A 19,666-nucleotide genomic window follows, 5' to 3' on the forward strand; every position below is an offset into this window, starting at 1 on the left:
ATCGGCCCCTTTCGCCGTTCCCGCGAGAGCGCGCTGAAGCACGATCGAGTCTCCTCAAATGAAGGGACTCCTCGCATGCATCACTCTCCCCCGTCACGGCGACGCACTCTCGCCGCCCTCGGCGTGATCGCCGCCCTGCTGGGCGGTCTCGGCATCGCTCCGGCCGCTCAGGCGGCCGATCGCGGCACCGGTTTCGGCACCTGGGCGCCGCTGTCTCGCACGGGCTGGCACGGCTCGATGCGGGTGGGCGATGTGCACACCTACTGCATCCACCCCGGGCTGCCCGTCGCCACCGACGCGACGACCGACCGCGGAATCTCGTCGGACGTCAACGGCCTCAGTCCGCAGCAACTGGTGTCGATCAACTACCTGATCTCAACGTACGGTCAGACCGGCGACGCCGTACAGGCCGCGGGCGTCGGATGGGCGGTGAAAGCGATCGTCGACCGCGACACCACGCTCCACTCGTGGGGATACACCGGAGACAGCTTCCCCGAGGCGATCGACCACATCATGAGACGCGCGAGTCCCGAGAACAGCGCAGCGGTCCAAGACCACGCCGTGCGCTACTTGGCAGAGGCTGAGGCGATCGATGTCCCACGGGTCGGTGGCGCCCTGACGCTCACGACCCGCGATGACGACCCCACCCGCGGCACCGTCACCGCCGAGGTGGATGCCACGGCAACGGGCACCCTGCATCTCGACAACGCCGTCTTCGCCGATACGGGCACCACCGACCGCTCCGATGTGCGCGCCGGGCAGGTGTACGACATCGTCGCCCCTGCTTCGTCGTCAGACCAGGGTCGTCCCTACACGGTTCGCGCAACGGGCGCCTTCGCGGTGCGATCGGCAGCCATCCACCACTTCTCCACACCCGGGCAGCAGGAGTCCGCCGGCCCCGCCGGTCCTACGACCTTCACGCTGACCACGCAGGACGCCACTCCCCGTCCCGTGCGCTTCGCCCCGCGCATCGAGACCACCGCGCGCATCGAGGGCGGCCGATTCGTCGACCTCGTGACGGTGGCGGCGACCGACGGCGTCTGGCCCCGCCATGCCGACGGATCCTTCGTCGTCATCGCGGCCACCGCCGACGTCTACCGCACCGGCGCTTACCCCGCCGAGGCGGAGGACGTCCCCTCGAACCTCACCCCCGTCATGCGTCTCGACCTGCGCACCGACCCGCTCGCGGGAGCCGGCACGTACGAGGTCGCGTCGGACACGCTGCCGGGGCCGGGCGTCTACACCGCCGTATGGCGCGTCATGCGTGACGACCAGGATGCCGACGTCGTCGCGCACCTCCCCGCCGGCTACCACTGGCAGGAACGTTTCGCCTCGCCCACCCAGACCGAGCAACTCGCCCCCGAACCGCCACGCGTGGACCCGTCGCCGTCGCCCACACCTTCGTCCACCTCGTCACCCGCGGCTTCCGCTCCCGCGTCGCCCGCGCCGGCCGCCGCCCTGGCGGCGACGGGGATGTCCGCCGCGTCGCTCGGCGGGGCGGGCGGGGCTGCCGCCGCCGCACTCGGTCTCGGTGTCGTGGCGTGGGCCTTCGCACGGCGTCGCTCCACCCCGAAGGTCTGACCGCTCTCGGAAGCAGGCGCCGCATCGTTTCCTCCGGTCGGGTTGCGGCGCCTCCACCGGCGGCCGTCCGATGCCCCGACGGGGTGCGTCGGACGGCCGTGGCGGGCGGCGCAACGGCTCTCGTGCCGAGGTCTGCCGCCCCGATCGCTCTCGCGACGCGCCCGACCCGGACCCCGGTTCGGAACGCAGCCCGGAACAGGGTAGACTTTTCAAGTTGCCACGGGGTGTGGCGCAGCTTGGTAGCGCGCGTCGTTCGGGACGACGAGGCCGCAGGTTCAAATCCTGTCACCCCGACATAACAAGATGGAACCCCGTCCTCGCAGAGGGCGACGATTCCAGAGAGCGAGACCCCGCCTCCGGGTGGGGTCTCGCTCTTCGTTCGGGCGTCAGACGCGCGGTCCATGACGGTCGCTGGCGCCCGCCTCAACCGAGCCGGCGCCGGGGGTTCTCCCGGCGGGTGCGGCCGAACCGCCCCCGTAGAATCGTTCCGGGCCCCCGCGGCCCGCGCCGCGCACGCCCCCAGGGGCACAGATCGCACCACGACCCCGAGACCTCCAGGAGCACCGTGTCCGACGCCTCGCCCCGCCTCGTCGCCTTCGACCTCGACGACACCCTCGCACCGTCGAAGTCGGCCATCGATCCCCGCATCGGTGAACTGCTGCTCGCCCTCGCAGAGCGCGTGGAGGTCGCCATCATCTCGGGCGGCCAGCTGCAGCAGTTCCGTTCACAGGTGGTCGAGCGCCTCCCCGAGGCTGCACCCGAGGCTCTCTCGCGATTCCACCTGATGCCCACGTGCGGCACGCAGTACTACCGTCTCACGCGCGACGGCGTGCAGACCGTCTACGCCCACTCCCTGACCGACGACGAGAAGCAGCGCGCCCTGGCCGCCGTGCGAGAAGAAGCCGAGCGACTGGGCCTGTGGGAAGCCGAACCGTGGGGCGACATCCTCGAGGACCGCGGCTCTCAGATCACCTTCTCCGCCCTCGGCCAGTCCGCTCCCCTCGACGCCAAGATGGCGTGGGACCCGACGGGCGAGAAGAAGAACACCCTCCGCGAGGCCGTCGCAGCGCGCATCCCCGACCTCGAGGTCCGCTCCGGCGGGTCCACGTCGGTCGACATCACGCACCGCGGCATCGACAAGGCCTACGGCATGAACAAGCTCGTCGAGGCCACAGGAATCCCCCTCGACGCCATGCTCTTCGTCGGCGACCGCCTCGACCCCGACGGCAACGACTACCCCGTTCTCGCGATGGGCGTCGCCTGCCAGGCCGTCCACGGCTGGGAAGACACCGCGGCGTTCCTCGAGAAGCTGGTGCCGACGCTGCCCGAGCGCACCGAGGCCTGAGCCCGCCTCGCGCTGCCGCGTGTGGCGGCCACGTCGACACGCTCAGCGACCGCGCCCGCGTCCTGCTGTCGGGTCAGAGGATCTGGCCGATGGGCTCGCGCTTCTCGGCCTGGAAGCGGTCCTCCGTGCGGCCGTACGCCCAGTAGCCCGACAGCGAGACCTGCTCCCGCTGCAGTCCCCATCGCGCGAACACGATGTCGCGCAGCGCTTTCATGCTCTCGCGCTCCCCGTGCGCGAACATCTGGCCTCGTCCGTCGAGTGGATGCCATCCGGTCACGGCGTCGGCCAGCACGGCGGTCGCTCCGGCTGCGGCGGTGCCGCGATGCACCCAGACGATCTCGACTCCGGCCGGAGCGGTGAGCTCGAGCTGCTCGTCGGCGTTCTGCACCTCGAGGAACGCCGCGCCGGTGGCATCCGGCGGCAGAGCCTCCAGTGCCGCCGCGATGGCCGGGATGGCCGACTCGTCGCCGATGAGCAGGTGCCACGCGGCCGACGGGTCGGGGGCGTACGCTCCCCCGGGCGACGAGACGACGAGCCGGTCCCCGACCCGAGCGCGCGCGGCCCACGGCCCGGCGAGACCTTCGTCGCCGTGCACGACGAAGTCGATCGTGAGCACATCGCCGTCGACCGCTCGCACCGTATACGTGCGGGTCACGGGAAGATCGGCGGGGCGGAGCGTCTCGCGCAGCGCCGCGAGGTCGTACGGCGGCTCGAGCCCCAGCTCGGGCTTGGCGAACGTGATCTTCACGTACTTGTCGGTGTGCGGGCTGTCGCGGAAGGCGGAGAGGTCGTCGCCGCGCGCGCGGATGCGCACGAGGTGCGGGCTCAGCTGCTCGGTCGCGACCACGTGCAGCACGTGCTGGGGACGCGGGGGACGCACCGGTCGATCGGCCATGGGGACTCTCCTCAGACGATGGGGGCGGCGCCGGGCGCCGCATCGACCGAACGCAGCGCCTCCGCCACCTCGGTGTAGTAATCGGTGATGTGGGCGCGCACGGTCTCGCGCGCTTCGTCGGCCTCACCGCGCGACACGGCATCGACGATGTGCCGGTGCTCGCGACGCAACCGATCGACGACGCGCGGCCAGGCCTCGAGCCGGGCGGCGCCCGCGCTCGTGTAGCCCTCGATGGAGCTGCGCAGCCCCGCCATCATCGCCGAGATCACGGCGTTGCCCGACGCCTCGGCGAGTGCCTGGTGGAAGCGCGCATCGAGGGCGAGGAACTCCTCGGCGGTGAGGTCGGCGGCATCCATCGCCCCGAGGATGTCGTGGATGCCGGAGAGGTCGGCGTCGGACTGCGCGAGGCGCTCGGCGACGTCGCACTCGAGAACGATGCGGGTACGGACCACATCGAGCAGGGGGAATCCGTTGGCCGCGACCTGCAGGCGCAGGAACGCCGCCAGGCCGCCGCGGGGCGTGGTGACGATCATCGCCCCCGCCGACGGCCCCGAGCCGGTCGCCGTGCGGACGACTCCCAGCACTTCGAGGACGCGGATGGCCTCCCGCACGCTCGACCGACCGACGCCGAGTTGCGCGGCGAGCTCGCGCTCGGGAGTCAGGCGGTCGCCCGGCGTGAGCCGCCCGTCACGCAGGTCGTTCTCGATGCGCTCGAGAACGACCTGCCAGGCCCGTGGCGCGGTGCTGGCCATGGCATCCCCCGTTCGCGACCGGTCGTGGCGGTGCGGCCGAGCCGCACCACCCTCCGCGTCGATGATCAGACGTCGGCGGTCGTCGCGTACCCGGCCGGGTTGGTGGTCTGCCAGTTCCAGTAGTCGCGGCATGCGTCGTCGATGGTGAGCCGCGTGCGCCAGCCCAGCACCTCTCCGGCCTTCGCGGGGTCGCAGTACGTGGCGGCGACGTCGCCCGGACGACGGTCGAGGATCTTCTTCGGCAGCTCGTGGCCGACGGCCTTTTCGAACGACGCCACCAGCTCCAGTACGCTGACCGGGCGCCCCGTGCCGAGGTTGAACACCTGGTGTCCGGGCTGCGCCTGTTCGAGGGCCGCCACGTGCCCTTCGGCGAGGTCGACGACGTGGATGTAGTCACGCAGTCCTGTGCCGTCGGGGGTGTCGTAGTCGGCACCGAAGACGCCGATCTCGTCGAGCGTGCCGATGGCCACGCGCGAGACGTAGGGCATGAGGTTGTTCGGGATGCCGGCGGGGTCTTCGCCGATGAGACCGGAGGGGTGCGCGCCGACCGGGTTGAAGTAGCGCAGCACCGTCACGTTGAGGTCGGGGTTCACGCGGGCGACGTCGGCGAGGACGACCTCGTTCATGCGCTTGGACTTGCTGTAGGCGTTCGAGAGGTCGACGCTCGTGGTCGACTCTTCGGTGAAGGGTAGGTCGGCCGGGTCGGAGTAGACCGTGCCGGTGCTGGAGAACACGAACGAGCGGATGCCGCGCTCGATGCCGACCCGCAGGAGCGCGAACGTGGTGTCGAGGTTGTTGGAGTAGTACGCCAGCGGCTTCTGCGTCGACTCGCCGACGGCCTTGAACGCGGCGAGGTGGATGACGGCGTCGATCGGGCCGTGCTCGTCGAAGACGGCCGCCACCACGGCGTCGTCGGCCGCGTCGCCCACGACGAGCGGTGCGGGCCTTCCGGTGATCTTCTCGACCCGCTCGGCGGCGACGGCGTGCGTGCCCGACAGGTCGTCGAGCAGGACGACGTCGTGACCGGCCTCGAGAAGAGCCACGGCCGTGTGAGTTCCGATGTAACCGGCACCGCCGGCCAGGAGTACGCGCATGATCTCAGGCTATCGGTCGCCGCCGACGTCGCCCGCCGAGGCCGTGGCGCGAACCTCCGGCCGAGCGGCCTCGACGCTGACTTGCGCCGAACGCACGCTGAACCGCACGGGTCTCGGGCATAGGCCGCGAGTCACGGCGGAGAGCGACCTCAGCGGCCGTCGAGCCGCCCGCCGGACTCGCGCAGGTAGCAGACGGCGCACATCGACTCGTAGGTGACCTCGCCCTGGATCTGTCCCTCGTCGATGGCGACCTGGTCGCCGTCGAAGACGAAACGCCCGCCCACCAGCCGCGCGTTGAAGATCGCCTTGCGGCCGCACCGGCAGATGGTCTTGAGCTCCTCCAGGCTGTGCGCGATCTCGAGCAGGCGCGCCGACCCGGGGAAGGCCTCGGTGCGGAAGTCGGTGCGGATGCCGTACGCGAGCACGGGGATGCCGTCGAGCACGGCGATCCGCAACAGGTCGTCGACCTGCGCCGGGGTGAAGAACTGCGCCTCGTCGACCAGCAGGCACGCCACGGGCGCGTGCCCGGCAGCGGCCTGGAAGACGGCGCGGAGATCATCGTCGGGGCCGACGAGGAAGTCGACCGGACGGGCGACGCCGAGGCGGCTCTCGATCTGATCGGCGCCCTTGGTGTCGATCTCGGGCTTCGCGAGCAGCACGCGCTGCCCGCGCTCCTCGTAGTTGTACGCCGCCTGCAGCAGGGCCGTCGACTTGCCCGAGTTCATCGCGCCGTAGCGGAAGTACAGCTTCGCCACGCGGGCCTCAGGGGTTGATGGCGAGCGCGCGTGCCGTGGCATCCAGCTCGCGACGAGCCACCTCGGGCTGCGTGTTGAGCGTCTCGCCGTAGCTGGGGATGAGGTCGCGCAGACGGGGCTCCCACTCCCCCATGCGCTCGGGGAAGCACGTCTTGATCAGGCCCAGCATGATCGACACGGCCGTCGACGCGCCGGGCGAGGCGCCGAGGAGCCCGGCGATCGAGCGGTCGTCGGAGGTGATCACCTCGGTGCCGAACTGCAGCACCCCGCCCTTGGCCTTGTCGCGCTTCATGACCTGGGCGCGCTGACCGGCGTCGAGCAGCTCCCAGTCCTCGTCCTTCGCGGTGGGCATGAAGTCACGCAGGCTGTCGACCTTCTTGGGGTGGGTCTTGAGCAACTCGCTCACGAGGTACTTGATCAGCCCCGGGTTGTCGACGGCGACCTTCAGCATCGGGAAGATGTTGTGCAGACGCACCTGGGTCACGATGTCGAGCATCGAGCCGTTCTTGAGGAACTTCGGGCTGAAGGTCGCGAACGGTCCGAACAGCAGCGAGGACTCGCCGTCGATGACGCGCGTGTCGAGGTGCGGCACCGACATGGGCGGTGCGCCCACCGAGGCCTGCGAGTAGACCTTGGCACGGTGCTGGGCGACGATGTCGGGGTTCGACGTCTTCAGCCACTGACCACCGATCGGGAAGACGCCGTATCCCTTGATCTCGGGGATGCCCGAGCGCTGCAGGAGCTTGAGGGCCCAGCCGCCGGCACCGACGAAGACGAACTTCGCGTTGATGGAGCCGGGCGTGCCGCCGATCACGTGGCGGTACGAGACCTCCCAGGTGCCGTCCTTCTTCTTCTTCAGCTTCTTGACGTCGTGGTTGGTCGCGACGTCGACGCCCTTCTCGCGCAGGTTGGAGAACAGCTGACGGGTCAGAGAGCCGAAGTCCACGTCGGTGCCGGCGGGGACGCGCGTGGCGGCGAAGGGCTCGCCCTTGCGGCGCTTCTGCATGAGCAGCGGCGCCCACTGGTTGATGACGCGGGAGTCCTCGCTGTACTCGATTCCCGCGAACAGCGGCTGCTGCCGGAGGATCTCGTAGCGCTTGCGGAGGAAGGCCACGTCTTTCTCGCCGCGCACGAAGGTCATGTGAGGGGTGGCGTTGATGAACGTCGAGGGCTCGTCGAGCACGCCCTCGGCGACGAGCGAGGCCCACAGCTGCCGGCTCTGCTGGAACTGCTCGTTGATCGCGACGGCCTTGGCGGGGTCGATCGAGCCGTCCTTGGCCTCGGGCGTGTAGTTGAGCTCGCAGAGCGCGGCGTGACCGGTGCCGGCGTTGTTCCAGGCGTTCGAGCTCTCCTGCGCGACGTCGCTCAAACGCTCAAGCACCGCGATCTTCAGATCGGGCTGGAGGTCTTTCAGCAGAGTGCCGAGCGTGGCGGACATGATGCCGCCACCGATGAGGAGAACATCGACGTTTTCAGTCACCCGACGATTCTAGGTGCGGGCCGTGAGGTGTCTCGACATCGAGAGATCGGTCGGTTCGATGTCGAGACAACCCCGGCTCGCGGCATCCGGATGCCGTGTGCTCAGACGCGTGCGGAGAGCTTCTGCGCGACGATCTCGGCGATCTGCACGGCGTTCAGCGCCGCGCCCTTGCGCAGGTTGTCGTTACTGATGAACAGCACGAGACCCTTGCCCTCGGGGGCGGACTGGTCGGCGCGGATGCGACCGACGTAGCTGGGGTCGGTACCGGCGGCCTGCAGCGGCGTCGGAACCTCTTCGAGGCGCACACCGGGGGCGTCGGCGAGCAGCTCTCGGGCGCGCTCGGGCGACAGCTCGCGAGAGAACTCGGCGTTGATGCTGAGCGAGTGGCCGGTGAAGACGGGAACCCGCACGCACGTGCCGGCGACGCGGAGGTCGGGCAGCTCGAGGATCTTGCGGCTCTCGTTGCGGAGCTTCTTCTCTTCGTCGGTCTCGTTCAGGCCGTCGTCGACGAGGTTGCCGGCGAAGGGGATCACGTCGAAGGCGATCGGGGCGACGTACTTCTCGGGCTCGGGGAAGTCGAGCGCGGAGCCGTCGCGGACGAGTCGCTCGACATCGCCCTGCGCGAGCACGCCCTCGACCTGACCGAGGAGCTCCTGCGCCCCCGCGAGACCCGAGCCGGAGACGGCCTGGTAGGTGCTGACGATGAGGCGCTCGAGGCCCGCCTCGGCGTCGAGGACCTTCAGCACCGGCATGGCCGCCATGGTGGTGCAGTTGGGGTTGGCGACGATGCCCTTCACGGCCTGGTCGATCGCGTGCGGGTTGACCTCGCTCACGACGAGGGGCACCTCGGCATCCATGCGCCAGGCGCTGGAGTTGTCGATGACGAGCGCGCCGGCCTCGGCGAAGCGGGGGGCGTGCGCGCGGCTGCCCGTGGCACCGGCCGAGAAGAGAGCGACCTCGACGCCGGCGGGGTCGGCCGTGGCGACGTCTTCGACGACGACGGAGTGCCCGGCGAAGTCGACGGTGCTGCCGGCGGAGCGGGCCGTGGCGAACAGGCGCAGCTCGCGGATCGGGAAGGACCGCTCGGCGAGGATCTCGAGCATGACGGTGCCGACCTGGCCGGTGGCGCCGACGACGGCGAGGGAGATTCCGGAATCGGAGATGCGGGTCATGCGTGGTCCTCGGGTGTTTCGGGTGGTGGATGCCGCGACGCGCGGCTCGGGTCAGGGTAGCGCGCGACGCCGGTCGGCGACGACCGCGGCGTCACGACGCAGGAGAACTGTCGCTCCCCCGCCGCAGATCGGCGGAAATCCGCCGGTGCGGCGAACGGATGGCCCGGGACTCCTGCGTCGTGTCCGCGGAGGCACGGCGCCGATGATCGGTCGAGGGAGCCGGCGGCTCAGCGTCCGGTGCCGGCGTGGACGGTGGCCTCGATGTCGCTGTCGAGACCGTACGCGGTGTGCACCAGGCGAGCGGCCTCGGCGAGGTCGACACCGCGCACGACGACGGAGATGCGGATCTCGGAGGTCGAGATCATCTCGATGTTCACACCGGCCATGCTGAGCGCCTCGAACAGCGTCGCCGAGACGCCCGAGTGCGTGCGCATGCCGGCACCGACGACCGACAGCTTCCCGATCTGGTCGTCGTGGACGAGGCTCTCGAAGCCCACCTCGGACTGCTCTCCGGCCAGCGCTCGCAGCGCCGTCGCCGCATCGGTCTTGGGCAGGGTGAACGAGATGTCGGTGCGGCCGGTGGCGGCGGCGGAGACGTTCTGCACGATCATGTCGACGTTCGCGCCCGACTTGGCGACGATCTTGAAGATGTCGGCGGCCTTGCCGGGGACGTCGGGAACGCCGATGACGGTGATCTTCGCCTGGCTGAGATCGGTGGCGACGCCGGCGACGATGGGCTCTTCCATGGTGTCTCCCTCGGGGACGAGCGGTGAGGACTTCGAGGCGTCGAGCACCCAGGTGCCCTCGCCCGAGCTGAAGGTGGAACGCGCGTGGATGAGCACGCCGTGACGACGGGCGTACTCGACCGCGCGGATGTAGAGCACCTTCGCGCCGTTCGCGGCGAGCTCCAGCATCTCTTCGCTGCCGACGCGGTTGAGCTTGCGGGCGAGGGGGACGACGCGCGGGTCGGCGGTGAAGATGCCGTCGACATCGCTGTAGATCTCGCAGACGTCGGCCTTCAGCGCCGCGGCGAGCGCGACCGCGGTGGTGTCGGAACCACCCCGGCCGAGCGTGGTGATGTCGCGGGTGTCGCGGTTGAAGCCCTGGAAGCCAGCGACGATGACGATCGCTCCCTCGTCGAGGGCCTCGCGCAGACGCACGGGCGTCACATCGACGATGCGGGCAGCGCCGTGCGTGGCATCCGTGATCATGCCCGCCTGGCTGCCGGTGAAGGAGCGCGCCTCGAAGCCCATCGAGTGGATGGCCATGGCCAGCAGCGCCATCGAGATGCGCTCGCCGCTGGAGAGCAGCATGTCGAGTTCGCGCGGCGCGGGGATCGGGGCCACCTGACCCGCGAGGTCGAGCAGCTCGTCGGTCGTGTCGCCCATGGCGCTGACCGCCACGACGACCTCGTGACCGGCGCGGCGCGTGTCGACGATGCGCTTGGCGACGCGCTTGATGCTCTCGGCGTCGGCGACGGACGAGCCGCCGTACTTCTGGACGATCAGAGCCATGAGGAGAACTCCCGGAGGGGGTCGTGCGTCGCCGATGCCACGACGCCGGCGCTGGTGCCGCGCCCAAGGGATCATCTTAGATGCGCGCTCATACCGCATCCGCCATGCGCATCGGCGTCCAGCGGACCCACCGTCCTGCGCAGCTAGTATCGACGGGTTCCACCCCCTCCCCCTGGAGCGATCGCATGCCGCTCACCCCCGGCCACTGGCTCTCTTCGCTACGGCGCCTGACGCATTCCGCCGACGACGCGGCATCCCTCGACACGACCCTGCTGCCGGTCATCGACGAGGCGTTGGCCACGCGGATCCTCGACCTCGCCATCCGCATCGGCGAGACGATGCTGGTCGTCGGCGCCCCGGCCAACGAGGTGACCGTGACGATCGTGCGGGTGTGCGGCGCCTACGGCCTGGACCCCGTGCACGTCGACGTGACGTACAACTCCATCACGATCGCGCACAGCCGCCCCGGGGCGAACCACCCCACGACGCTGCTGCGCGTGGTGCGGGGATCGGTGCCCGACCACGCCAAGCTGCAACGACTGCAGGCGCTCGTGATCGAGATCGCGGGCGGGCTCGCCCTCGACGACGCCATCGCGCGGTGCCGGGCGATCCGCCGCCTGCCGTTCCGTTACCGTCCCGCCATCGTCATCGCCTCGCAGGCCTCGCTGGCGGCGGGCGTGGCGATCATGTTCGGCGTCAACTGGCTGGCCCTGGTGCTGTCGTTCGTCGCGGCGGCGCTCGCGGCCACGACCCAGCATGTGATGGCGCGGGGGCGCGTGCCGTACTTCTTCGCCCAAATCGCGGGTGGGTTCGTGCTGACCGTCGTCGCGGCCCTGTCGCCGCTGCTGCGGTACACCGGTATCGACGCCGCCGCTGATATCCGCCCGTCGGTGATCGTGGCATCCGGGATCGTGCTCATGCTCGCGGGCCTCACCGTGGTGGGCGCCGCGCAGGACGCCATCGACGGGTTCGCGCTGACGGCGACCGGGCGCATCCTCGAGCTCACGACGCAGACCCTCGGTGTCGTGCTCGGGATCCTCGCGGGCCTCGAGACCGTCCGCGTCATCGGGCTCGGCATGTCGCCCCCGTCGAACGCCCTGCCGCTCGGGCCCCTCACCGTGCAGTTCGTCGGAGCCGCGGTGATCGCGGTCGCGGTGGCGGTCTACAACGGCGCCGGCGCGCGCATCGTGCTCGTCAGCGCCGCTCTGAGCCTGGTCGCCTGGGCGGGCTACGTCGGGGCGACGGGCCTCGGGTTCGAGGTGGCCGCCGCGAGCGGCGTGGGCGCGTTCATCGGCAGCTTCGCCGGCATCGTCGTCGCCTACCGCCTGCACGTGCCGTCGGTGGCGATCACGACCGCGGCGATCCTGCCGCTGGTGCCCGGTGCGGCGGTGTTCCGCGGACTCCTGGGCATCGTGGAATCCGGCGACGACGCCGCGGTGCTGATGACCGGCGTGACGACGCTGGCGGGCGCGGCGACGATCGGCATCGCGCTGGCCGTCGGCGCATCGCTGGGCATCTACCTGGGCCAGCCTGTGCGCGCGACCCTGTCGAGCGTGACGCGGGTTCGCGCGCGGGCGCGCGGGTAGCGGGTCCGCGGGCGGGTAGCGGGCGCGGGTATCGGGTCCGGGCGCGGGTAGCGGGTCCGGGCGCGGGTAGCGGGTCCAAGCGCGGGTAGCGAGTCCGGGCCGTGCACGACAAGCCGTGTGCGCGGCTGGCGGCTCGGGTCAGAGCGTGCGACGGCCCTCGAACGCACGGCCGAGGGTGACTTCGTCGGCGTATTCGAGATCGCCGCCGACGGGGAGACCGGATGCCAGGCGGGTCACGCGGATCTCGAGGGTGTGCAGCAGCCGACTGAGGTACGTGGCCGTCGCCTCGCCCTCGAGGTTCGGGTTGGTCGCGAGGATCACCTCTTGCACCGTGCCATCGGCCAGACGCTGCATGAGCTGCGCGACGCGGAGGTCGTCGGGGCCGATTCCGGCGATCGGGCTGATGGCGCCGCCGAGCACGTGGTAGAGCCCACGGAACTCACGCGTGCGCTCGATGGCCGCGACGTCCTTCGCGTCTTCGACCACGCAGATGAGCGCGGGATTGCGTCGCGGGTCGCGGCAGATCGAGCAGCGCTCCTGCTCCGAGACGTTGCCGCAGATCTCGCAGAACTTGACCTTGTCGCGGATCTCGCCGAGCAGCGTCGAGAGGCGCGAGACGTCGAACGAGGGCGATTGCAGGATGTGGAACGCGATGCGCTGGGCGGACTTGGGGCCGATGCCGGGGAGCCGCCCGAACTCGTCGATCAGGTCTTGGACGATGCCGTCGTACATCAGTTGAACCTCGTCGGGGGCTCGTAGGGCTCGTCGCGCACGTAGGTCGCCCCGAGCATCTGGCGCACGACCGCTTCGCCGTAGCGCTGGACACCGCCGCTGAGCGGCGCCATGCGCGGCACGACGACCGGGGGCAGGGGGGCTTCGACGTCGTCTGCGGGCGGGATGACGTCGTCGTCGTCGACCACATCGGGCGCGGCGACCGACGCCGCGACCTCGCGCGGGGGCAGGACCGCACCGGGGTGCACCGCGAACGCCTCGGGGGCGGCGGACGCTTCATCGGGTTCGTCGTCGACGGCGAGCGCCGTGGACGCGACGGGCGCAGCCGGCATCCGATCGTTCGACACGACGGACACGGATGCCGAGACACCGGGGGCGGCCGCGGCTGCGCCGTCAGCGGACGGGATCGGGGCGACCGCCCACTCCGTCACGGACGTCGCGTAGGGCGCCGACGAGCGAGGGCCGGCCGGCGTCCCGGCCGAGCCCGCACCGCGCGGCGCCGAGCCGGACCCGGCGGCGGGTGCCGAGGGTCCACGCGGGGGCGCACCGGGACCGGCACCGCCCGGCCCGTCGCCCTCGAGGCGGGCGAGGTACTTCACGCGCACGCCCAGCACGGTCTGAATGGCCTGACGAAGGTCTTCGCTCGGGCCCCCGTCGGCGGTCCGCGTCTTGAAGGCGGTCAGATCGCCCGTGGTGCGGAACGACAGGGTCAGCACCTCGTCGTCGAACGCCCGCACGGTGGCGGTCGACACGACGAGCCACGACGGGCGGCTGGCGACCTCGACCTGGGCGAGCACCTCGGGCCAGGCGTCGCGCACGTGACCGAGCTCGATCGGACCGACCGGCGTCACGGGCGGGGTCGGCGTGGGGGCGTCGAGCGGCGAGGCGTCGTCGGAGGCGGTCGGAGCGGAGGGTTCGGCTGAGCGCGCGGCGGCGCCGGAGGAGGGGGACGCGGCGGCGGCGGCGGTCGCGCGCGAGGCGTCGTCGGAGGCGGTGGGCGCGGAGGCGTCGGCCGCGCGCGCGACGTCGGCGGCACCGTCGGAGGCCGAGGGACGCATGCCATCGCCCGGCGTCGGAGCCGACGCGATCGTCGGCGTCGCGGTGTCAGGGGTCGGTGCGGTGTCGAACGGGTGCGCGTCAGGATCGGGCGCGGCGGTCGCCGTGGGAGCAGCGGGCTGAGCGCCGGTGGCAGGAGCCGCCGTGGCGACTGTCTCGGGTGCGGCAACGGCTCGCGTCATGGCCGGCTCGTCGTCGAACGGCGGCGGGGCGTCGTCGTCGGTGAGCGGCGGCGGCGCGTCATCGTCGTGCGACTCGACACCTCCGGCGACATCGCGGCGCTCGGACGACTCGGGAGTGGCGGGCCGCACGGGGGCGGCGGCGGAGGCGACACCGGCGGACGCGTCGTCGGGCGTCGTCGCCGGGGAGGCGTCGGGCGACGGCGCGGCGCTCTCGGACGATGCCACGCGCGGAGCATCCTCGCCGGGCGACGCGACAGCAGGCGAAGCCACCCGCGGGGAGGCGCCGGCGGGCGGGGCCACCCGCGGGGACGCGACGGCCGGCGAGGCGGCGGCGGACGATGCAACACCTGGCGACGCGACAGCAGGCGACGCGACAGCAGGCGAAGCGACGCCCGGCGACGCCACCCCCGGCGAAGCGACGCCCGGCGACGCCACCCCCGGCGAAGCGACGCGCGGCGAAGCCACCCCCGGCGACGCCACCGCCGGAGAGGCGACGCGCGGCGCGGTGGCCGCGGCATCCGCTTCCCCGGGTGCGGCGATGTCGGCGGCCGGCGATGCGGGGCGCCCCGTGGCCGGTGCGAGCTGCGGGGCGCCGGAGGATGCGCCGCGCGACGCCTCGAGATCGTGCGCCGTGGCCGGCGACGCGCCCTGCGACACTCCGGCATGAGTGAGCACGCGCGCCACGAGCAGCTCGAGCTGCAGGCGCGGCGAGGTCGCGCCCGTCATCTCGTCGAGGGCGGCCACCACGAGATCGGCCGTGCGCGAGAGGCGGTGCACACCGAACGCGGTCGCTTGGCGCGCCATGCGCTCCAGCTCGTCGTCGGGCACGCCGCGCAGCACGGCGGATGCGCCGGCGCCCGTCGCCGCGACGACGATGAGGTCGCGCAGTCGCTCGAGCAGATCGTCGACGAAGCGCCGCGGATCTTGTCCGGTCTGCACGACCCGGTCTACCGCGGCGAACGCTCCGCCGCCGTCGTTCGCCGCGAAGGCGTCGACGACCTCGTCGAGCAGCTCGGAGTGGGTGTAGCCCAACAGGGCGACGGCCCGCTCGTAGCGCACGAGGATGTGTCCCGCGGCATCCGCGTCGGAGCCGGCGATCAGCTGGTCGAGGAGCGAGAGCGTGTCACGCGGTGAGCCGCCACCGGCGCGCACGACGAGCGGCAGGACGCCGGCTTCGACGGCCACCCCCTCGGTCTCGCAGAGCTCTTGCACGTACTCGAGCATGGCCGCGGGCGGAACCAGCCGGAACGGGTAGTGGTGGGTGCGCGAGCGGATCGTGCCGAGCACCTTCTCGGGCTCGGTGGTGGCGAAGATGAACTTCACGTGGGCGGGCGGCTCCTCGACGAGCTTGAGCAGGGCGTTGAAGCCCTGCTGCGTGACCATGTGCGCCTCGTCGAGGATGAAGATCTTGAACCGGTCGCGGGCCGGGGCGAAGATCGCGCGCTCGCGGAGGTCGCGGGCGTCGTCGACACCGTTGTGGCTGGCCGCGTCGATCTCGACCACGTCGAGCGATCCACCACCGCCGCGGCCCAGTTCGACGCAGCTGTCGCACGTGCCGCAGGGGGTGTCGGTGGGACCGGCCGCACAGTTGAGGCAGCGGGCGAGAATGCGCGCCGACGTGGTCTTTCCGCAGCCGCGCGGACCCGAGAACAGATAGGCGTGGCCCACGCGATCACTGCGCAGGGCGGTCATGAGCGGCTCGGTCACCTGCGACTGCCCGATCATCTCGCCGAACGCCTCGGGGCGGTACCGGCGGTAGAGGGCTGTCGTCACCACACCAGCCTACGGCGTCCCTCCGACATCGCCTCCGCCGCCGTGTCCGCCGTGGTCCGCACCCCCTGCACCACCGCCCTCGGACACCAGGTGCCGAGCCGTACCGCCGCACCGTCGCGCGCTGTCACCGCCTGCCGCCCCGTCCGCCCACCGTCACCAGAACAGGCCATGAGCCCAGAACAGGCCGATCCTTCGTCGTGCGCCCTGTTCTCGTGGCATCCCCTGTTCTCGTGACACCCGAGCACCTCCCGGCCCGGCCGCCACCACGCCCGTCATCCGCCGGATACGCCGAACGCGGCGGCCCCTCGCCCGTCAGAAGCCGCCGTCGAGGCCGACCGCGATGGGGGCGTCGTCGTCGCCGACGATCGGGATGCTGGCCGTGACGATGGGCACCGACGCCGACAGGAGCGTGCCGTCCTCGCGGACGGAGCCCTCGAGCTGTCGGATCGAGGGGCGGCCCGGACGCACCGGACCCTGGCCGTGCAGCGGCACGCGCACGGTCTCGCCGGGCGCGACGGTGTAGTCGACCCCGCGCACCGCGAACGCCACCGAACCGCCCGCTCCCCCTGCACGCAGCGTCAGCGCATGGGTGGTGAGGGTGACGTCGAGGCGGGTGCCGTGCCAGTGCAGCACGTACGACAGCTCCGGCCAGTCGGCGGGCAGACGCGGGTCGAACGTGAGCTGTCCGAAGTGGTCGCGCATGCCGCCGAAGCCGCTCACGAGGGCGGTCCAGACACCGCCGGCCGACGCCACGTGCACGCCGTCGGCCGCGTTGTGGTGCAGGTCGCCGAGGTCGACGAACGCGGCCTGACGGAAGTACTCCAGCGCGAGGTCCTGGTACCCGACCTCGGCCGCCAGGATCGACTGCACGACGGCCGACAGGGTGGAGTCGCCCGTGGTCAGCGGGTCGTAGTACTCGAAGTCGGCGAGCTTCTCGGCATCCGTGAAGTGGTTGCCCTGCAGGAACAGCGCGAGCACCACGTCGGCCTGCTTCAGCACCTGGTAGCGGTAGATCACCAGCGGGTGAAAGTGCAGCAGCAGCGGGCGCTGGTCGGGCGGGGTGTTCTCGAGGTCCCAGATCTCGCGCTCGAGGAAGACGGCGTCCTGGGGATGGATGCCGAGGGCCTCGCTGAAGGGGATGTGCATGGCCTCGGCCGCCTTGTCCCACCGCTCGGGCTCCGAGGGGTCGAGATTCATGCGCTCGGCCATCTTCGCGTAGGCGTCGGGGTCGCCGTCGGCGAGGTCGCGCACGGTGCGCGCCGCAAATCGGAGGTTGAAGCGCGCCATGACGTTGGTGAAGAGGTTGTCGTTGACGACGGTGGTGTACTCGTCGGGCCCGGTGACGCCGTGGATGTGGAAGGAGTCGTGCTCGCCGTCGGCGGCGGCGTCGCTGGAGCGCCAGAAGCCGAGCGTCGACCACAGGCGCGCGGTGTCGACGGCGATGTCCACGCCCTCACGGGCGAGGAACTCCTCATCACCCGTGGCGCGCACGTACTTCGCCAACGCATACGCCACGTCGGCGTTGATGTGGTACTGCGCGGTGCCGGCGGCGTAGTAGGCCGAGGCCTCCTCGCCGTTGATCGTGCGCCACGGGAACAGCGCGCCGGCCTCGTTGAGCTGGTGCGCGCGCTTACGCGCGGCCGGCAGCATGAGGTAGCGCATCCGCAGGGCGTTGCGCGCCCACTGGGGCGACGTGTACGCCAGGAACGGCAGCACGTACACCTCGGTGTCCCAGAAGTAGTGCCCGCTGTAGCCCGAGCCGGTCACGCCCTTGGCGGGGACGCCCTGTCCGTCGGCGCGGGCCGCCGCCTGCGCCAACTGGAACAGGCACCAACGCGTGGCCTGCTGCAGATCGCCGTGACCGCCGATGCGCACGTCGGAGCGTTCCCAGAAGTCGGCGTACCAGGCGATCTGCTGCGCGAACAGCGCGTCGATGCCCATCTCGACGGCGCGGTCGAGCGTGCGACGGCACCGGTCGAGCAACTCGCCGGTGGGGACGCCCCGAGACGTGTGATAGCTGACGAGCTTGGTGATCGTGGTGGGAACCCCCGCGCGAGCATGCACGCGGTAGACGTTCTTGGCGATGTCGGGCTCGATGAGCCGCCGCGCGGTGTACTCGTTCTGCGTGTCGACGAGGTGGTCGGCGATGACGGCGAGCGTCATGTTCGACTCGCTGACCTCGTAGCTGAGGGCCGAGCGCTCGCCGTCCTGCCAGTACTCGCGCGGCTGCAGCACGCGGTCGCTGAGCTTCTCGGTCTTGCGGGGGTCGAAGCCGGCCTTGGTGGATGCCATCGGCGACCCGCCGTAGATGCCCTCGCCGTCCTGGCGATTCAACAGCTGGCTGCTGACGGTGACGGGCGCGTCGGCGTCGAGCACGGTCACGGTCAGGCGGAGCACGGCGAGGTGCTTCTCGTCGAACGAGACGAAGCGTTCGTCTTCGATGCGGACGCGCTTGCCCGAGGGGGTGACCCACAGGAGGCTGCGACGCAGGATCCCCTGGCGCATGTCGAGGACCCGCTCGTACTCGCGAACGTCGGCGACGTCGAGCGACAGCGGCTCGTCATCGACGTAGACGCGCATCACCTTGGCATCCGGTGCGTTGATGATCGTCTGCCCGACCTCGGCGAAGCCGTAGGCCTGCTCGGCGTGACGGATCGGGAACGTCTCGTGGAAGCCGTTGATGTAGGTGCCCTGTTCGAGGGCGAACCGGCCCTCGATCGAGTTGCCGCGCAGCCCCAGGTAGCCGTTGCCGACCGCGAAGAGGGTCTCGGTCACCCCCACGTCGTCGAGCGAGAACTGGGTTTCGACGAGGCGCCATTCGTCGACGGGGAAACGATCGCGATCGATCATCGGGGCGTGCCTTCCGGTGGCGAGATACGGGTCTGCGCGCGGGCGGTGTCGGGTGGGCCCGCGCGCGGGGGGAACTCGAGGATGCCGCAGGGTGCGGCGGTGTCGTCCGAGGGCGACGGCTCAGTCTACGAACGCAGCGAGGTCGTCGACGACCACGCTCGCTCCGGCGCCGCGCAGATCGTCGGCTCCCACCCCGCGGTCGACGCCCACGACGACGCCGTAGCCGGCGGCGACCGCCGACTGCACCCCGCTGAGCGCGTCTTCGACGGCGACCGAGCGTGCGGGGTCGACGCCGAGCAGGCGTGCCGCCTCGGCGAAGACGTCGGGGGCGGGCTTGGATGCCAGGTGGTCCCGCTCGGCGATCACGCCGTCCATGACGACGGGGAAGCGCTCGCGCAGCCCCGCGGCCTCGAGGACCTCGACGGCGTTCTTCGAACTCGAGACGACGGCGACGGGGATGCCGGCCGCCTGCAGCACGTCGAGCAGCGCGACCGACCCGGGGTACGGGGCGATGCCCTCGGCGCGCAGGATGCGCGAGAACACGGCGTTCTTGCGATTTCCGACACCGCACACGGTGTCTTCGGACGGGTCGTCGGAGGGTTCGCCCCACGGCACCTCGACGTCGCGACTGCGCAGCAGGCTCGCGACCCCGTCGTAGCGCTTCTTGCCGTCGACGTACTCGAAGTAGTCGCGATCGGTGTACGCGGGCTCGATCTTCCACGCGGCGAAGAGATCGTCGAACATCTCTTTCCACGCCCGCATGTGCACCTCGGCGGTGGGCGTCAGAACCCCGTCGAGGTCGAAGAGCACACCGTCGAACGTCGTCAGGTCGGGCAGATCGGCGGTCTCGGTCACGGGTGAACTCCTGGTCGCGCGGTGGGTCGAGGCGGCGCCTGCGC

14 protein-coding genes and 1 tRNA gene are annotated in these 19,666 nt (G+C 71.2%); 4 read left to right on the top strand and 11 right to left on the bottom strand.

The features are described from left to right. Positions 1-75: 75 nt before the first annotated feature. The 3 genes from AS029_RS10630 (at position 76) to AS029_RS10640 (ending at position 2,926) form a co-directional block, all read left to right on the top strand. Entirely contained in the window at positions 76-1,581 is a 1,506-nt protein-coding gene (locus AS029_RS10630) for a hypothetical protein (protein ID WP_058232575.1), read from the top strand. A gap of 220 nt (positions 1,582-1,801) precedes the next feature. Further along, a tRNA-Pro gene (locus tag AS029_RS10635) sits at positions 1,802-1,875 on the top strand. 271 nt (positions 1,876-2,146) lie between these two features. Continuing rightward, positions 2,147-2,926, top strand: a complete 780-nt coding sequence (locus tag AS029_RS10640) for an HAD-IIB family hydrolase (protein WP_058232576.1) — start codon at positions 2,147-2,149, stop codon at positions 2,924-2,926. A 73-nt stretch (positions 2,927-2,999) separates the two neighbouring features. Here the strand turns inward: AS029_RS10640 and AS029_RS10645 are convergent, their stop codons facing one another. The 7 genes from AS029_RS10645 to AS029_RS10675 form a co-directional block, all read right to left on the bottom strand. Continuing rightward, on the bottom strand, positions 3,000-3,821 hold the full coding sequence (locus AS029_RS10645; RefSeq protein ID WP_058232577.1) for a siderophore-interacting protein: 822 nt from the start codon (positions 3,819-3,821) through the stop codon (positions 3,000-3,002). A gap of 11 nt (positions 3,822-3,832) precedes the next feature. Next, positions 3,833-4,573 (bottom strand): FadR/GntR family transcriptional regulator, encoded by a 741-nt coding sequence (locus AS029_RS10650; RefSeq protein ID WP_058232578.1) that lies wholly within the window; start codon positions 4,571-4,573, stop codon positions 3,833-3,835. Positions 4,574-4,638: 65 nt separating this feature from the next. Beyond that, positions 4,639-5,667: a UDP-glucose 4-epimerase GalE gene (galE, locus tag AS029_RS10655; RefSeq protein ID WP_058232579.1), complete on the bottom strand. Its 1,029-nt coding sequence runs from the start codon at positions 5,665-5,667 to the stop codon at positions 4,639-4,641. A gap of 149 nt (positions 5,668-5,816) precedes the next feature. Continuing rightward, positions 5,817-6,422: a thymidine kinase gene (locus AS029_RS10660; protein WP_058232580.1), complete on the bottom strand. Its 606-nt coding sequence runs from the start codon at positions 6,420-6,422 to the stop codon at positions 5,817-5,819. A gap of 7 nt (positions 6,423-6,429) precedes the next feature. Then, entirely contained in the window at positions 6,430-7,902 is a 1,473-nt protein-coding gene (locus AS029_RS10665; protein ID WP_058232581.1) for a malate:quinone oxidoreductase, read from the bottom strand. Between the two features lie 101 nt (positions 7,903-8,003). Next, positions 8,004-9,074, bottom strand: coding sequence for an aspartate-semialdehyde dehydrogenase (locus tag AS029_RS10670; protein WP_058232582.1), 1,071 nt, complete (start codon positions 9,072-9,074; stop codon positions 8,004-8,006). 227 nt (positions 9,075-9,301) lie between these two features. After that, positions 9,302-10,588 (bottom strand): aspartate kinase, encoded by a 1,287-nt coding sequence (locus AS029_RS10675; protein ID WP_058232583.1) that lies wholly within the window; start codon positions 10,586-10,588, stop codon positions 9,302-9,304. Positions 10,589-10,773: 185 nt separating this feature from the next. On the opposite strand from AS029_RS10675, the gene AS029_RS10680 reads away from it, so the two are divergent. Beyond that, positions 10,774-12,174 carry a threonine/serine exporter family protein gene (locus AS029_RS10680; protein ID WP_058232584.1) on the top strand — a complete coding sequence of 467 codons (1,401 nt, stop codon included), beginning with the start codon at positions 10,774-10,776 and terminating at the stop codon, positions 12,172-12,174. 138 nt (positions 12,175-12,312) lie between these two features. On the opposite strand, the gene recR is transcribed toward AS029_RS10680, so the two are convergent. From recR to AS029_RS10700, 4 genes are all read right to left on the bottom strand, one after another. Then, on the bottom strand, positions 12,313-12,906 hold the full coding sequence (gene recR, locus AS029_RS10685; protein ID WP_058232585.1) for a recombination mediator RecR: 594 nt from the start codon (positions 12,904-12,906) through the stop codon (positions 12,313-12,315). After that, a complete protein-coding gene (locus AS029_RS18085) occupies positions 12,906-15,917 on the bottom strand; it encodes a DNA polymerase III subunit gamma and tau (protein ID WP_058232586.1) in 3,012 nt (1,003 codons plus the stop codon). Before AS029_RS18085 ends, recR begins: the two co-directional genes overlap by 1 nt. A gap of 312 nt (positions 15,918-16,229) precedes the next feature. Further along, entirely contained in the window at positions 16,230-18,767 is a 2,538-nt protein-coding gene (locus AS029_RS10695) for a glycoside hydrolase family 65 protein (RefSeq protein WP_058232587.1), read from the bottom strand. A gap of 120 nt (positions 18,768-18,887) precedes the next feature. Next, the gene (locus AS029_RS10700) at positions 18,888-19,622 is read right to left on the bottom strand and encodes an HAD family hydrolase (RefSeq protein ID WP_058232588.1); all 735 of its coding nucleotides are present in this window, start codon (positions 19,620-19,622) and stop codon (positions 18,888-18,890) included. Positions 19,623-19,666 lie beyond the last annotated feature (44 nt).

The organism is Microbacterium enclense, assembly GCF_001456955.1.
In the GTDB taxonomy this organism is placed as follows: domain Bacteria; phylum Actinomycetota; class Actinomycetes; order Actinomycetales; family Microbacteriaceae; genus Microbacterium; species Microbacterium enclense.

Coding starts and splice junctions, on each gene's coding strand:
- recR (WP_058232585.1), bottom strand. CDS start 12,906: ATGTACGACGGCATCGTCCAAGACCTGATCGACGAGTTCGGGCGGCTC.
- AS029_RS10630 (WP_058232575.1), top strand. CDS start 76: ATGCATCACTCTCCCCCGTCACGGCGACGCACTCTCGCCGCCCTCGGC.
- AS029_RS10645 (WP_058232577.1), bottom strand. CDS start 3,821: ATGGCCGATCGACCGGTGCGTCCCCCGCGTCCCCAGCACGTGCTGCAC.
- AS029_RS10670 (WP_058232582.1), bottom strand. CDS start 9,074: ATGACCCGCATCTCCGATTCCGGAATCTCCCTCGCCGTCGTCGGCGCC.
- AS029_RS10680 (WP_058232584.1), top strand. CDS start 10,774: ATGCCGCTCACCCCCGGCCACTGGCTCTCTTCGCTACGGCGCCTGACG.
- AS029_RS10675 (WP_058232583.1), bottom strand. CDS start 10,588: ATGGCTCTGATCGTCCAGAAGTACGGCGGCTCGTCCGTCGCCGACGCC.
- AS029_RS10650 (WP_058232578.1), bottom strand. CDS start 4,573: ATGGCCAGCACCGCGCCACGGGCCTGGCAGGTCGTTCTCGAGCGCATC.
- AS029_RS10695 (WP_058232587.1), bottom strand. CDS start 18,767: ATGATCGATCGCGATCGTTTCCCCGTCGACGAATGGCGCCTCGTCGAA.
- galE (WP_058232579.1), bottom strand. CDS start 5,667: ATGCGCGTACTCCTGGCCGGCGGTGCCGGTTACATCGGAACTCACACG.